Below are 15,722 nucleotides of genomic sequence, written 5' to 3' on the forward strand. Positions count from 1 at the left end.
GTGACCTGCAACTCATGACATCACACATAAAAACCGACTCTTTACCGGTTTCGCCTCAGTTGCACCGTGGCAGAACCGTAAGTCACTGTGCCACTATCGGTCCCATGTCGGACCTGGTATCGATGAATACGACAGCGAGCCCGGTCACGGCTGCCCCTGACCTCTCGTCCCTGTACTACCGAGTCGTGCGGTCCGACCGGGCGACGACGCTGCACGACGGCTCCGGCGCTCTCGCGTTCTACAACTCCGCGTGCAGCAACCTGCTCGGCTACGACTCGGGCGAGCTAGCGCTGCTCGGATCGTCCGCAGTGCTCCATCCTGCCGACACCGAGGCCCTCGCCGATGCGACCGCGCGGGCGTATGCCGCCCTCGACGGCTCGGCCGACGCTCGGCTCCGGCTGGTCCACAAGGACGGTGGGGCCGTCGAGGTGGATCTCGAACTCTCCCGGGTACAGGTCGGGGACCGTCGATACCTGCTCGTCGAGTCGACACCGGTCGCCCCCGCGGCCTGACTCGCCGAGCCGGAGGCACGACCGCTGAACCCCGGTGGACGACCATCCCGAGTACAGGAGCGCCAGACCATGACGGCCCCGCCACTCTCGACCACGCACACACGCCCCACACACGCCTTCGGGTACTACGACGATCCGGTGTTCGAGTGCACCGTGGTCGCCACCTCCCCCACCTCCCGCCCGGATCTGTGGCGTCGCTACCTCGAAGGTGCTCGCATCAGTTACGAGCGGCACGACGTGTCCGTCGCCCTCGAGTACGACACCATCCGCGACGGGCGGAACACGACAATCTTCCTGTGCGCCCTGGATGCGTCCGGGCGCATGCTCGCCGGCATCCGCGTCCAGGGTCCGTACGAGCACGCCCGTCAGACGCACGCCGACCTGGAGTGGCAACGGAACCCGTTGGCGCGGAACGTCTTGCGAGACGCTGTCAACGACCGTCTGCGAGAGGGAGTCATCGAGCTCAAATCGGGCTGGGTGGATCGTGCAGCGCCACGCGACAAGCGACTCGTCGACATGATCGCGCACGCAGGGCCGCTGGCGTGCTCGCTGCTCGGGGTGCGTTTCGCACTCTCCACCGCTGCGGACCATGCCGTGTCGATGTGGCAGAAGTCGGGGGCCGTGGTGGCCGATACGATCGACCCCACGCCGTATCCGGACGACCGCTACAGCACGAGGGCCCTCTGGTGGGATCTGAACACGTTCCGAGAGACCGCTCACGCGCATCACGCTCGACGGATCGACGACGCGGCAGCGCAACTGGTCCACACCTGGTCCACGGGAACGACATAGGCCCGACACGAAGGAGCGACTCGTGACCGATGCGCTGACAGGCTCTGCTGCACTCGTTCTCGATCCACACTCGGAGAACGATCGAGCGGTCGTCGAGTCTCTGCTCGGCGACGGTGTGACCGTCGTACTCGACACACTCGACGCCCAGGTACGGGGACTGTCCGCGCTGGTCCCCCGGCCCGACGCCGACGTTCTGGACGAATCCCCTCGCTGGGTGCATTATCCGTGGCGCCGCACGCTCGTCCGCGTTCTCGGGCCTCGCGGGTTCCGGCGGCTCCGGCTCGACCGCAACCGCAACAAGATCACCGCCGAGGAGCAGGACCGGTTCGGCGCGGCGAAGATCGGCGTCGTGGGTCTCAGCGTGGGGCACGCGGTCGCGCACACCCTGGCCCTCGAGGGACTGTGCGGGGAATTGCGGGTCGCCGACTTCGACGAGTTGGAGCTCTCCAACCTCAACCGGATCCCGTCGACCGTTCTCGACCTGGGCGAGAGCAAGACCGACATCGTCTCCCGGCGCATCGCCGAGCTGGACCCTTACCTGTCCGTGCGCGTCGAAGCACGCGGCATCACCGCCGACACGGTCGACGACTTCCTGGACGGCCTCGACATCGTCGTCGAGGAATGCGATTCCCTCGACGTGAAGGTCCTGCTGCGTGAAGCCGCCAAGCGGCATCGCATCCCGGTGATCATGGAGACCAGCGACCGCGGACTTCTCGACGTGGAACGGTTCGATCTCGAGCCCGATCGTCCGATCTTCCACGGCGCCGTCGGCACTCTCTCGTCGGGCGCCCTCAGCGGTCTCAGCACGCGCGACAAGGCACCCCACGTCATGTCGATCCTCGGTGCATCCGACGTGTCCGCGCGGTTCGCCGCGTCCATGGTCGAAGTCGACCGCACGATCTCGACGTGGCCGCAGCTAGGGAGCGACGTCGCTCTGGGAGGGGCGACGGTCGCAGCGGTGGTGCGGCGCATCGTGTTGGGCCTTTCCATACCGTCCGGTCGCACCCGTGTCGACGTCGACGGCGCTCTCGACACCCTCGGAACGACCGAGAGCGCCCGGGACCCCGTCGACGAGCCGGCACCGACGACGGCGCCCACGACACCGACCTCGGTCGTGGACTCGATGGTGGAGGCCGCTCGGCGCGCACCGTCCGGCGGCAACGTTCAGCCGTGGATCGTGACCACGTCCGACGACGTCGTCACGATCACGCTCGATCCTCTGCGCACCACCGGTCTCGATGTCGCGCACCGCGGGAGCCGAATCGCCCTGGGCGCCGCGGTGTTCAACGCTCGGGTCGCCGCGGCCCGAGCCGGACTCACGGCGGTGCCTACCGTCGTCGACGAGGGGGACGGTCGCGTACGCGTCGAACTGACACTGGCGCGAAGGCCGGACACTGCCCTCGCTCCCCTCCACGAGGCCATGATGCGGCGTTCGACGAACCGTCACCCGGGCACACCGACCGCACTGGCCGACGAGGTCGTGCGCGACCTGTGCGCGGCGGCTGCAGCGGAGGACGGCTCAGCGGTCGTGATCACGGATCGGGCGGCGCTGTCCGAGATCGGCGAGATCCTGGCGGAATCGGACCGACTCCGCTACCTCACCACCACGCTGCACGCCGAGATGATGTCCGAACTGCGGTGGCCCGGAGACGACGACCCGGACACCGGTATCGATGTCGCCACTCTGGCCCTCGACGCCACCGACCTGGTCAAGCTCGACGTCGCCCGACGACCCGACGTGATGCGTCTTCTCGCGGACTGGGACGCCGGCACGGCGTTGGGCGACGACACGCGCGATCGGATGGCGACCACGTCCGCGGTACTCGTCGTGTTCGCGCCGGGAACCACCGGCCGCGATCACGTCGTCGCCGGCGGTGCAGTGGAGCGTGCGTGGATCACGGCCGAGTTGCACGGTCTGGCAGTCCATCCCGTGTCTCCCGTGTTCCTCTACGCCTCGGAGGAGCACGAATTCGACGCTCTGTCCCCGCGTTACGCCGAGCGACTACGCGCACTGCGTCACCGCTTCTTCGATACCGCTGGTCAGCCGCGAGACAAACCGGTCGGCCTCGTATTGCGACTGTCTCACTGCGCAATTCCCGCCGTTCGAAGTCGGCGTCGACCTCGCTGACGGCACTCTTCGCGGTACAGTCGGCTGAACGAGTGCAGTCCAGCGCTCCGCAGCCACGCGAGGAGACCCGACGTTGGAGCGCCGTCCGAGCTTCGACGTGCTGGTGACCCGGGTGGCGACCCATCTGATCGGCGTCAACGCCGCCACGGTCGGTGCGGGCTACGAGAAGGTCCTCTCGAATCTCGTCGACTACTTCGACGTGGACGCCGCCTATCTCCGGCATCACGACGCGCAACGCCGTGCCACCGTGATGGTGGCGGAGTGGCCCGCTCGTACCGACGTCCCTGATCCCGACCCACTGGGGACCGTCACCTTTCGTGACGCCGACCCCGTGTTCGCCGCGACGGAGCACCTCAAGGAGCCGCTGCTCTTCCGCCCCGATCCCGCCATGGAGGACTACCGCCGACGCGTCGAGAGCGCCTCCGGTTACCAGAGCATCTCGATGGCATCGGTCCCGCTCGTCACCCGCGACACGACGACCGGAACCCTGGGGTTGGTCGCGTCGGGCGACCGCGAGTGGTCCGACGAGGAGGTCGAGGCGCTGAAAGCGATCGCCACCCTCTTCTCCCAACTGCAGGCTCGGATCGACGCCGAGGAGCACCTGCGGTGGGCCGCCACGCACGACGCGTTGACGGGGTTGCTCAACCGGCGGGGTGTCTCGGAGCTGCTGTCCGCTCGACTCGCCGGGGGCGGTGACGCATTCGCGGTGCTCTACTTCGACCTCGATCGCCTCAAGGCCCTGAACGATTTCCTGGGGCACTCGGCCGGTGACACGTTCCTCCGCACGGTCGGTGCACGGCTGCAGCGGCATTCGGACGCGGACACTCTTCTCGCACGGTGGGGCGGCGACGAGTTCGTGGTCGTTCTTCCCGGTCCGATGACGGAGGACGACGCGTACGCCGAGGCCTGCCGCATTCTCACCGTGGTGACCGCACGGGTCGACATGGCGGGCGAGTACGTCTCACGTACCGCCAGTATCGGTGTCGCACTGGGCATCCCCGGCAGCGGTACGGTCGATTCGGTGATCGCGGACGCCGACCAGGCTGCGCTGGCCGCCAAAACGGCCGGGGGCAATCAGGTCTCGCTGTTCAGTTCCGAGATCCGCGAACGCAACGAGTTGCAGAACGACATCGAGCTGCATCTGCGCGCAGCGATCGAGGGCGAGTCGTTGCTCCTGCACTTCCAACCCGAGATCGACCTCACGACAGACCGCATCACCGCGGTCGAGGCCCTGGTGCGGTGGCAGCATCCCACGCGGGGCATGCTGCCGCCCGTCGAGTTCATCGCCATCGCCGAGGCCGTCAACCTGGCCACCGACCTCGGACGGTGGGTGCTCCACACCGCGTGCAGAACGTACGCGTCGTGGCGCTCGACGTTGGGAACACTGGACATCGCACTGCGGGTCAATGTGTCACCCGCACAGTTGGTCTCGCTCGACTTCGTGCACACCGTACGAGAGGCGTTGTCCCGGTACTCCGTCGAGCCGCAGTACCTGTGCATCGAGATCACCGAGGTGGCGGTGGTCCACGACATCGTCCTGGCTGCACGGGCTCTGCGCGACATCCGTGCACTCGGGGTACTCGTGGCCATCGACGACTTCGGCACCGGGTACAGCTCGCTCTCGCATCTCAAGACGTTGCCGGTCGACGCCGTGAAGATCGATCGCGAGTTCGTCACCCACCTCGCGACCAGTAGGGACGACCGCGCGATCGTCGAGGCCGTCACCGCCCTCGCTCGAGCCTACGACCTCGACCTCATCGCTGAGGGGCTCGAGGACGTCGACGCCCGTGCCGTGTTGCTGGAACTGGGGTGCACGCGAGCGCAGGGGTACCTCTACGCCCGCCCCCAGCCCGCCGACGTCGTCCTCGAGATGCTGCGAGTCGGAACGCTCACACCGAGCTGAACGTCAGCCCTCCGCCTGGTCGGGCTGCGTTCCGGCCGCGTCGTCCAGTTCCGACGGGTCCGCGTCGGGGTCGCGCGAGGAGTCGTAGGGCTTCTCCGAGGAGGTCGAGGGTTCGTCGGACACGGGCGAGTCGCCGTTCGGTTCGGTCATGCGGCACGCGTACCCGCGGCCGCCGTCGCTAATCCTGCCCAGGTATCGTGAGCGCGCGTCAGCGCCGGGGGCGGTAGCTCAGTCGGTTAGAGCCGTGGACTCATAATCCATTGGTCGCGGGTTCGAGCCCCGCCCGCCCCACTCGGACCCTTCGCCTTCCCGCACCTCGGTCGTCAGGCCAGGACGTCCCCCTCGCCGGGACACCGTTGTCCCGACACGCACACACCGTCGTTTCGGCTGTTCGTCTGCTATATTTTGAACTCTAGGTTTGTTTCGAAGCGATCGACCCGGCTACCCGTCTGTTCGTCGACTCCGAACGGTGACGAGAGAGGCAGGACCGACGGCAGAGCCGTGAGGAACGACGATGATGCCCGACGAGGATGGATCAGACCCGCGCCCGACGCTGTCGGAGGCCTTCATGTCCTCGCGACTCGGTCTCGCGACGGTGTTCGACCATTCCCCCGACGTGGTGCTCGTGTCCACGTCCGACGGCCGGATCGTCCACGCGAATCCCGAGGCGTCGAGGACTCTCGGACTCGACGGCGGTGAGCACGGGCCGCCGGACGAACCGACCGTGGACGCCGTCGTCGTCCCCACTCCCCCCACGACGCTCACGGACATCCTCTCGGCTGTCCAGCTCCACGGAACTTGGCTCGGCCGAACAGAACTGGTGCATCACCTCACAGGAGAAAGGCTCGCGGTGTCCACCTCAGCATTCGCCGTACGCGGCCACGACGACGACTCGTCCCTGGTCGTCTCGATCCATCGCGACGCCTCTGCACAGAATGCCGACGACCATCTCCTGCAGAAGGCTCTGGACGCGTCGACCTTCCGGGCGTCCGAGCAGCGGGTCGTCGCCGAGCTGAGCAGGCTCGCTCTGCGCGGCCGGCTCGACGACCTTCTGTCGGCGGCCACCGACGCCGTCGTGACGCTGTACGGGGCGCGGTGCGCCGTCATCACCCGCGCGCACGACCTGCCTGCCACTCTCGAGATCGTCGCCGCCACGGGGGACGACGCACCGCACGATCTGTGCGCCACCGGGCCCTCCTCGATCACCGCGTTCGCCAGCCGATCGGCCACCCGGATCGTGTGGTCCGGGGACGCGCACGAGTCCAGGTTCGACGTCGCCGCCCTCGTCGCGGGTGGTGTCGACAACGCGGTCGCCGTGCCGATCGACGGCACCGGCCAGCCGTGGGGTGTGTTGACCGTCCTCGGGGTCGACTCGCGCTATCTCTCGTCCGCCACCGGGTCGTCCGTGCCGATCATCGACATCACGACGGCGGGGCCGCCGATTCTGGTCCCGGACAATCCGATGCTCGACACCGGCGCCCTCGACACGGTGTCCGACGTCGTGTCCGCAGCCGTGCATCGTGTCGGCGTCGAGAGCGAACTGCGCTACCGCAGCCTCCGGGACCCGTTGACGGGGCTCCCCAATCGCGCACTGGCGTACGACCGCATCGAGTCCGCCGTCGAGCGGGGCGTCGCGAAGGCCACCACGACGGCCGTCATGCTCATCGACCTCGACGACTTCAAGTCCATCAACGACGGGCTGGGGCACGAGGCGGGAGACTCGGCTCTGGTGTCCATCGGCAACCGCCTCACCCGGGCATCGCGCCCCGGCGACACCGTGGCTCGCCTGGGCGGCGACGAGTTCGTGGCGGTCTGCGAGAACCTCTCCGGTCCGGAGGAGTCGATCGCCGTGGCGCAGGCCTACGCGGACGCCGTGCGGGCGGCCATCGTCGTCGACGGCAACGAACTGCGCATCACCGCGAGCATCGGCGTCGCGTTGGCGGACGACACCGTGCCCGGCAACGAGCTCATCCGCCGCGCCGACGTGGCGATGTATCGCGCGAAGGACACCGGTCGCGGGAACGTCGCGGTGTTCGACACCGACGATCGAGAGCACCGCCGCAACCAGTTGGCTCTGTCGGCCGATCTCCGGTCGGCTCTCGACAGCCAGATCCTGACGCTCGCGTACCAGCCCATCTTCGACATCGCGACCGGCCGCATCACCGCCGTGGAGGCACTCGCGCGGTGGCAGCACCCCACCCTCGGCTCGGTGAGCCCGGAGACCTTCGTCCGGATCGCCGAGCGCACGGGCCAGATCAACACCCTCGGCCTGTGGGCTCTGCACACCGCGTGCGTGCAGGCGGCGGAGTGGCAGGCCATCTCGGACGTCGGCGTGCGAGTCAACGTCAGTGCCCTGCAGCTTCGCCAGCCCGAGTTCGTGGCCAGCGTCGCCCGCATCCTCGCCAGTTCCGGTCTGCCGGTGGGCCGACTCGGCCTGGAGATCACCGAGACGGTGTGGCTCGCGGACACGGCGCAGGTGCGGGACGCCCTCACCGAACTGCACGAGATGGGCGTGTCCATCCTCCTGGACGATCTGGGCAGCGGCCACAGCTCCGTCACCTACCTCAGCCGCTATCCCGTCATCGAGGCGTTCAAGATCGATCAGACGTACATCCAGGCCATGCCGGGCAAGCAGCCCGAGGCCATCGTGTCCGCCATCGTGTCCCTGGCACACGCGTTCGACGTCGCCGTCGTCGGCGAGGGTGTCGAGTCACAGGCCCAGTTCGACCGTCTGCGGGACAGTGGCTGCGATCTGGCCCAGGGCTTCTGGCTCGCCCACCCGGCCAGCGCGAACGAGGTCACCTCGATGTTGCTGGAGCGACGCGCCGGCTGACCGTCAGCCGGCCGGATCGGTCCTGGTGGCGTCGCGCACGAAGTCGGCGGCCACCTCGCGAACTCGCACGTTCCGGCGCTGCGCCTCACGCGAGAGCACGTCGAACGCGGCGTCCGCGTCGAGACCGCGCATCGCCATCAGAATGCCCTTGGCCTGCTCGATGGGGGCGCGTCGCGCCATGGCGTCACGCAGTCCGCTCACCGTGGTGGTGGCGTCGGTGTAGCGAGCATGCTCTCCGATGGCCCGTCCCACCGTGGTGGTGAGGCTGTCCAGGATGTCGGCGTCCATGTCGTCGAAGGCGTCGGCGGACGAGCCGTACAGGTTGAACGAGCCGATCACGCCGTCGAGGGTCCTGATGGGCGAGGCGAGGAACGAGTGCACACCCTCGGTGCGCGCCGCGGCCGCGAACTCCGGCCACCGCTGCTCGGTGCTGTCGCAGTCGACGACGATCGTGGTGTCGGTACGGGACGCCTCCAGGCACGGACCCTCGCCGGTCTCGTACTGCATCTCGTCCACCGCGAGGGTGGTGCTGTCGGTGTAGACCGCCGTGTACGTGGTGCCGTCGTAATCGATTGTCACGCCGCAACTGTCGGCGCCTCTGATGACGTCGTGCGCGAGATCCACCGACCGCTGCAGCAACTCGCCGAGCTCGTCCGTGTCCTCGATGCGTCGACCCAGCGAGCCGACGATCTCACCGAGTCGTTCGGGTGTCAGGCCACCTTCGGCCCGCCCTTCCGTGTCCATTGCACCATTCGATCACACGCCCGCCGATCCACCGAGGCGTGTTCGGCACACTCCGTCGGTCCGTGCGTAGTCTGAGGTGCGGTCGGCGTTTCGGTTCGTCGACCCTCGGGTAGTTCCCCGGACGGCATGCAGACCAGGCACGCCTGTGGGAGCTTCCCATCGAAGATGTCCGCGCGTCCCGTCACATCGGAGGAACAGTGGATCCGGAAGTTCAGCACGAACCCAGCGAGATCACGTACGACGAGAGTTTCTACCCGGCCAGGCCTCGCCCACTGAAGCCGTCGGTGCGTCGTGCGTACCGCACCGCGGGCGCGCTGCCCCAGGGTGACGCCGACGCCTCCAATCCCGAGTACGTGTCGTGGCTCGTCGACCGGTCGATGCTGCACGATGCCAAGCTGATCGCGGAACAGTTGTCCGGCAAGGGCAGCATGTGGCAGAACCCCTACGCGTCGCCGGATCCGCGCGGAGCCGTCGAGCGCGCACCCGTGTGGTTCACCGCGTATCCCATCTCGCTCATCGCGGCTCCAGGACAGAGCTTTCTCGGCACGCTCGGCGACGAGGCTCTGTGGCAGGTGTTCTCGGACATCGGCATCACGGCCGTGCACACCGGCCCCGTCAAGGAGGCCGGCGGACTGCACGGGTGGCATGCCACACCGTCGGTCGACGGCCACTTCGACCGCGTCAGCATGCAGATCGACCCGGCGTTCGGCTCCGAGGAGGAGTTCCGGCGGCTGTGCGTCGTCGCGTCCGCCTACGAGGGCATCGTCATCGACGACATCGTCCCCGGACACACCGGCAAGGGCGCCGATTTCCGATTGGCGGAGATGAACGTCTCCGACTACCCCGGCATCTACCACATGGTGGAGATCGAGCCGCAGGACTGGCACCTGCTCCCCCGCGTGAAGGCGGGCCAGGACTCGGTGAACATCGATGCCGAGTCAGAGGCCAATCTCGCTCGTGCCGGGTACATCGTCGGCCAGCTCCAGCGCGTCATCTTCTACGAGATGGGCGTCAAGGAGACCAACTGGAGTGCCACGCCGGTCATCCGCGGAGTCGACGGGGTCGAGCGCCGCTGGGTGTACCTGCATTACTTCAAGGCGGGTCAGCCCTCCATCAACTGGCTCGATCCCTCGTTCGCCGGTATGCGCCTCGTCATCGGCGACGCCTGCCACTCCATCGCGGACCTCGGCGCCGGCGCACTGCGTCTCGACGCCAACGGGTTCCTCGGAGTCGAGCGCCGGACCGAGGGTCCGGGATGGTCCGAGGGCCACCCGCTCTCGGAGGCCGCCAATCACCTCATCTCCAGTGTGGTGCGCAAGATGGGTGGCTTCACCTTCCAGGAGCTGAACCTCACCATCGACGACATCAAGGCGATGGGAAGCAGCGGCGCCGATCTGTCCTACGACTTCATCAACCGCCCCGCCTATCACCACGCGCTCGTCATGGGGAACACCGAGTTCCTCAGGCTCACCATGAATCTGGCGCGGGACCACGGTGTGGACACCGCCTCGCTGGTGCACGCGCTGCAGAATCACGACGAGATGACCTTCGAGCTGGTGCACTTCGCGACCCTGCACCGTGAGGACGAATTCTCGTACGGCGGCGACGTGATCAAGGGCGGCGATCTGGGTGACCAGATCCGCGCCGAACTGTGCGAACGACTCACCGGCCGGTGGGCGCCGTACAACCGCACGTTCACCAACAACGGGATCGCCTGCACCACCGCGTCGGTCATCACGGCGTCGTTGGGCATCCGTGACCTCGACCGGATGGACGACACCGACATCGAGACGGTCAAGCGCGCCCATCTCATGCTGGCCATGTACAACGCGCTGCAACCGGGCGTGTTCGCGCTGTCCGGCTGGGACCTCACCGGCATCCTCCCGGTGCCGGCGGAGGAGGTCGCCGATCTCATCCGCGAGGGCGACACCCGCTGGATCAACCGTGGGGCGCACGACCTCATGAACACCTCGCCCGACGCCACCCGGTCGGAGTCCGGGATCCCCCGCGGCCGCAGTCTCTACGGCTCGTTGCCGGAGCAGATGAAGGACTCGACGTCGTTCGCTCGTCAGCTGTCCCGCATCCTCGATGTGCGGACGAGGTACGGCATCGCGACGGCCACCCAACTCGACGTCCCGTCCGTGTCGCACAAGGGACTGCTCGTCCTGGTGCACCAGCTGGGCAACGGATCCATCTCGGCGACGGTGCTGAACTTCACGGGCGACGAGATCCACGCGACGGTGCAGTCGAAGCACCTCACCGGCGGGGCCACGGTGGTGGACCTGTTCACCGACCAGGACATCGCCGTCGTCGACGAGCTGGGCAGTTTCCCGATGACCCTGCAGCCCTACCAGGGCGTCCCGGTGATGCTCAGGGGCTGATGCCGAGCGGTGGTCGGGCAAGGTTAGGCTAACCAGCATGCGAGTGGCGATGTTCGGCTATCAGACCTGGGGACACACGACGCTTCGGACGGTCATCGAGTCCGATCACGAGGTGGTCCTGGCCGTCACCCATCCTCCCAGCGAGCACTCGTACGAGTCGATCTGGTCGGATTCCGTGGAAGATCTGGCACGCGCCCACGACGTGCCGGTCCACCTCGCCCTCACTCCGGACGATGCGCTGCGCGTCGCACTGGAGGAGGCGAAGCCGGACATCATCGTCGCGAACAACTGGCGCACCAAGCTGCCCCGGTCCATCTACGACATGCCGCCGCACGGCACCCTCAACCTGCACGACTCACTGCTGCCCCGGTTCACGGGTTTCTCCCCCGTGATCTGGTCGCTGATCAGCGGCGCGGCCGAGACCGGCCTGACCGCGCACCGTATGGACGACGAACTCGACACCGGCGACGTCGTCATCCAGCGGTCCGTTCCGATCGGCCCGCGCGACACCGCGACCCAGTTGGTGCAGGCGACCATCGACCTCATTCCCGAGGTACTGCTCGAGGCGCTCGGCGCGATCGAGAGCGGTACCGCGGTGTGGACCCCGCAGGACCTCTCGCAGCGGACGTTCTTCCACAAGCGTGCCGACATCGACAGCCGTATCGACTGGACGTGGCCGGCCGAGGACATCGACCGTCTGGTCCGCGCTCAGTCCGACCCCTACCCCAACGCGTGGACCCATCACCGTGGCCGTCGGCTCCGCATCGTCGAAGCGCATGTGTCGCAGGGCATCTACGGCGGTACACCCGGTCGCGTCTTCATCCACGAGGGTGACGGCATGGCGATCGTCTCCGGCCCGAACGCCCACCTCGGCCGTAACCGAGCGCTCGTGATCGACGCGGTGCGCACCGAGGACGACGACCGCACGATCCCTGCTGCGGAGTACTTCCCCCGCGGCGGCGGGTACCTCACCGACGCTCCCTGACGTTCGGTTCCGGCAGGTCGGGCGAACGGGATCACGAACGGGTCGGGTCGAGTACATTTCACCTGGAAGCGGGTGACCGGGGCTGGTCACGAGGACGGTCTACATGGCGAGAATCACCGGTCCCGGTTCGTGGACGGACCGTGCGCAGCACTCACGGACGGTGTGGCGATCCACGGCACGCGCGGGTGATCCGGTGCGCTCCGACCTCGTCATCGTCGAAGGACTCGCCACCATCACGGCACTCTGCACGCTCCTGTTCGGCGCTGTCCTGGTTTGGATGACGACGGCCGACGACTACGCGTTCTCCTGGTGGTCGAAGACCTACACCTTCGGGGTCACGGTGACCGCCGCAATCACCTGGTGTGCGTTGCACACCCCGCGTGCCGCCATCTTCTACCGGCACACGGACGCGGTCACCCTGGTGGCCGCGATTCTCGTCGTCGGCAGTCCGGTCCTCGCCTATGCCAGCGCGGGGTCTGCTTACCCGGCCTTCGGACTCGTTCTGGCCATCGTGGCCTTCGCCGGAATACTCCAACGTCGCGCCCACATCGTCACGTTCACCACGCTGGCGGTGTGCGCGTGGACGGCGTTGGCGGTGGCTCACGGCACGGACGTGAGCGTGCAGACCTTCGCGGTGTCGGTGCTGCGAACCGTTCTCGTCGTCGCGGTCATCCACTACTTCCGCATGAAGACCATCGACCTGCTGTGGGAGAAGTATCGGATGGTCGACGAGCAACGTGCCGCGGCCGACTCCCTGTCACACGTCGACGATCTCACCGGCCTGGCGAACCGTCGCGGCCTCCAGCGACGTGCGGCGACCGAACTCGATCGGTGCCGACGAGAGTCTCGGCCCGTGAGCGTTCTCTACCTCGACGTGGACGGTCTCAAAGATGTCAACGACACCCTCGGGCACGATGCCGGAGATGCCGTACTGGTACGACTCGCCGAGATGCTGGGGACCGCGTTCCGCGGCAGTGACATCGTCGCCCGCGTCGGCGGTGACGAATTCGTCGTGGTCCTCCCCGACACGGACCGGACCGTGGCGCTGGATCTGGGCGCGTCCATCCGCGATCTCTCGATGACCACCGAGGTGTCCGTCAGTGTCGGACTGGCAGTGTGGAGTCCGGGACCACACGCGCCGGATCTCGACGACCTGACGAGGCGCGCCGACAACGCGATGTATCGGGTCAAGTCACGGCGCTGAACGGCGACGCGGGAGCCGGATACCCGTTTGGCTCCCCGACGCACGGGTATCGCCACGACATGCCGGAACAACGCAGTGGGCTCGTCGTGGCCGTGACCGGAGCGACGGGAAACCTCGGGACCTCGGTCGTCGACGCGCTGGTCGTCGACCCGGCGGTCTCCGCAGTCCGTGCGATCGCGCGGCGCTCGCCCGTGCCGACGAACGGTCGTCCGGCGTGGGCTCCCGCACGGACGACGTTCGTCGAGGCGGACATCGCACGGGACGACCTGGTTCCGCTGTTCGACGGAGTCGACGTCGTCGTACACCTGGCGTGGCAGTTCCAGCCGTCGCGCGATCCGGTGCAGACCTGGGACGTCAACGTCGTCGGCGCGATGCGGGTCTTCGACGCCGCGGCGGCGGCCGGAGTGAGCGCGTTGGTGCACGCGTCGTCGGTCGGTGCCTACTCCCCGGGATCGAAAGACGTTCGGGTGACCGAGGACTGGCCGACGCACGGCTGGCAGGGCGCGGCCTACACGCGCGAGAAGTCGTATCTCGAGCGTGTGCTCGACCGGGTGGAGACGCGGAATCCCGACCTCCGGGTCGTCCGGATGCGCCCGGCCTTCGTCTTCGAGGCGTCGGCGTCCACGGAACAGCGTCGACTGTTCGGCGGACCCTTCATCCCGGCCCGGCTGGTGCGACCCGCGTTCGTCCCGGTCTTCCCTGACATCGCGGATCTGGTGTTCCAGGGAGTGCACTCCCGCGATGTCGGACGAGCATTCGCCGCGGCGGCGGTGCGCGAGGTGTCGGGCGCGTTCAACCTCGCGGCGGACCCCGTCATCACCCCGGCCACCTTCGCGGAAATTCTCCGCGCGCGGTTGATCCCTCTGCCCGCGTCCGCGGTGCGACTCGCCCTCGATGCTCTGTTCACCGCACGCCTCGTTCCCACCGACCCCGGCCTGTTCGACGCGGTGCTGCGGCTTCCCATCATGGACTCCGGTCGCGCCCGCGACCTGCTGGAGTGGGCGCCTCGACACACCGCGCAGGACGCTCTCGCCGAGTTCGTCCGCGGCGTGCACGAGGTGGAGGACGCCCCGACCCCGCCGCTGTCCGCGTGACCCGGCGGCGGTTTGCGTCGGGTGAGTGCGGGTAGTCCGCAGTCCATGACCCGAGAGCAGACGACGGGTGACGACCCGGCCCACGCGGACCCGGACGATCCTCGGAAGCCCGATTCACCCACCGATCTCACCAAGCCGTCGTTCTTCTACGTCCTGCGCAAGACCGCGCGCGAGTTCTCCAAGGACCAGTGCACCGATCTGGCCGCTGCTCTCACGTATTACGCGGTGCTGTCGCTGTTCCCGGCTCTTCTCGCCGTCGTGTCCCTTCTCGGCGTGTTCGGGCAGGGCGAGCGCACCGTCACCGCGGTGCTCGACATCGTGTCCGACCTGGGGCCCTCGTCCGCCGTCGACACACTGCGCGGACCGGTCGAGCAGCTCGTGCAGGCGCCCACCGCCGGACTCGCCCTGATCATCGGTCTGGCCGGCGCCCTCTGGTCGGCGTCCGGCTACGTGGGCGCGTTCGGCCGCGCCATGAATCGGATGTACGAGGTGGACGAGGGCCGACCGATCTGGAAGCTGCGACCGGTCATGCTGGTCGTCACTCTGGTCGGCCTGATCTGCATCGCCGCAGCGGGACTCATGCTGGCCGTCAGCGGTCCCGTCGCCACGGCCGTGGGTGACGCGATCGGTGCCGGCGACACCGCACTGACGGTGTGGAACATCGCGCGGTGGCCCGTCGTCCTCGCGCTGATCGTCCTGGCCGTCGCGATCCTCTACTACGCCACACCCAACGTGCAGCAGCCGAAGTTCCGATGGATCAGCACAGGGGCCGGCATGGCCATCGTCGTGTGGATCCTCGCGTCCGTGCTCTTCGGTTTCTACGTCGCGAACTTCAGCAGCTACAACAAGACCTACGGCTCGTTGGCCGGCGTGATCATCTTCCTGCTGTGGCTCTGGATCACGAACCTCGCTCTGCTGTTCGGGGCGGAACTCGATTCCGAGCTGGAACGCGGCCGCCAACTCCAGGCCGGCATCGAGGCCGAGGACCATCTGCAGCTTCCACCGCGCGACACGCGCGTCTCGGAGAAGAACGAGGAGACCGATCGCGAACACGTCGAACGTGGTCGCGCCCTGCGCCTCTCCCACGGCGAGGACTCGTCCGCCCGGTAGCGTGGTGGTGACACGGGCCATGGGAGCCCGGAGCGA

At 67.8% G+C, this 15,722-nt stretch carries 12 protein-coding genes and 1 tRNA gene; 11 read left to right on the forward strand and 2 right to left on the reverse strand.

Annotated elements, in window-relative coordinates; genetic code table 11:
- Positions 1-104: 104 nt before the first annotated feature.
- From HQ314_RS04070 to HQ314_RS04085, 4 genes are all read left to right on the forward strand, one after another.
- Complete coding sequence (locus HQ314_RS04070) at positions 105-512, forward strand: PAS domain-containing protein (protein ID WP_222649309.1); 408 nt, start codon at positions 105-107, stop codon at positions 510-512.
- 69 nt (positions 513-581) lie between these two features.
- Complete coding sequence (locus HQ314_RS04075; protein ID WP_051613357.1) at positions 582-1,304, forward strand: hypothetical protein; 723 nt, start codon at positions 582-584, stop codon at positions 1,302-1,304.
- Positions 1,305-1,326: 22 nt separating this feature from the next.
- The gene (locus tag HQ314_RS04080; protein WP_222649310.1) at positions 1,327-3,432 is read left to right on the forward strand and encodes an Rv1355c family protein; all 2,106 of its coding nucleotides are present in this window, start codon (positions 1,327-1,329) and stop codon (positions 3,430-3,432) included.
- Positions 3,433-3,505: 73 nt separating this feature from the next.
- Positions 3,506-5,335 (forward strand): bifunctional diguanylate cyclase/phosphodiesterase, encoded by a 1,830-nt coding sequence (locus HQ314_RS04085; RefSeq protein ID WP_261781344.1) that lies wholly within the window; start codon positions 3,506-3,508, stop codon positions 5,333-5,335.
- Between the two features lie 3 nt (positions 5,336-5,338).
- On the opposite strand, the gene HQ314_RS04090 is transcribed toward HQ314_RS04085, so the two are convergent.
- Complete coding sequence (locus HQ314_RS04090) at positions 5,339-5,485, reverse strand: hypothetical protein (protein ID WP_222649311.1); 147 nt, start codon at positions 5,483-5,485, stop codon at positions 5,339-5,341.
- 67 nt (positions 5,486-5,552) lie between these two features.
- On the opposite strand from HQ314_RS04090, the gene HQ314_RS04095 reads away from it, so the two are divergent.
- A tRNA-Ile gene (locus HQ314_RS04095) sits at positions 5,553-5,626 on the forward strand.
- A gap of 223 nt (positions 5,627-5,849) precedes the next feature.
- Positions 5,850-8,168 (forward strand): EAL domain-containing protein, encoded by a 2,319-nt coding sequence (locus HQ314_RS04100; protein ID WP_222649312.1) that lies wholly within the window; start codon positions 5,850-5,852, stop codon positions 8,166-8,168.
- Between the two features lie 3 nt (positions 8,169-8,171).
- Here HQ314_RS04100 and HQ314_RS04105 read toward each other — a convergent pair whose 3' ends face one another.
- Positions 8,172-8,912 (reverse strand): GAF and ANTAR domain-containing protein, encoded by a 741-nt coding sequence (locus tag HQ314_RS04105; RefSeq protein WP_056445747.1) that lies wholly within the window; start codon positions 8,910-8,912, stop codon positions 8,172-8,174.
- 197 nt (positions 8,913-9,109) lie between these two features.
- Here HQ314_RS04105 and treS point away from each other — a divergent pair, with 197 nt between their 5' ends.
- From treS to HQ314_RS04130, 5 genes are all read left to right on the forward strand, one after another.
- Complete coding sequence (gene treS / locus HQ314_RS04110; protein WP_027505747.1) at positions 9,110-11,293, forward strand: maltose alpha-D-glucosyltransferase; 2,184 nt, start codon at positions 9,110-9,112, stop codon at positions 11,291-11,293.
- A gap of 37 nt (positions 11,294-11,330) precedes the next feature.
- Positions 11,331-12,278 carry a methionyl-tRNA formyltransferase gene (locus HQ314_RS04115; protein WP_056445750.1) on the forward strand — a complete coding sequence of 316 codons (948 nt, stop codon included), beginning with the start codon at positions 11,331-11,333 and terminating at the stop codon, positions 12,276-12,278.
- 103 nt (positions 12,279-12,381) lie between these two features.
- Complete coding sequence (locus tag HQ314_RS04120) at positions 12,382-13,482, forward strand: diguanylate cyclase (protein ID WP_222649313.1); 1,101 nt, start codon at positions 12,382-12,384, stop codon at positions 13,480-13,482.
- 59 nt (positions 13,483-13,541) lie between these two features.
- Positions 13,542-14,576, forward strand: coding sequence for an NAD-dependent epimerase/dehydratase family protein (locus tag HQ314_RS04125; RefSeq protein WP_222649314.1), 1,035 nt, complete (start codon positions 13,542-13,544; stop codon positions 14,574-14,576).
- A gap of 45 nt (positions 14,577-14,621) precedes the next feature.
- Positions 14,622-15,686: a YihY/virulence factor BrkB family protein gene (locus HQ314_RS04130; RefSeq protein WP_056445758.1), complete on the forward strand. Its 1,065-nt coding sequence runs from the start codon at positions 14,622-14,624 to the stop codon at positions 15,684-15,686.
- Positions 15,687-15,722 lie beyond the last annotated feature (36 nt).

The organism is Rhodococcus sp. BP-332 (assembly GCF_019836065.1).
Taxonomy (GTDB): domain Bacteria; phylum Actinomycetota; class Actinomycetes; order Mycobacteriales; family Mycobacteriaceae; genus Rhodococcoides.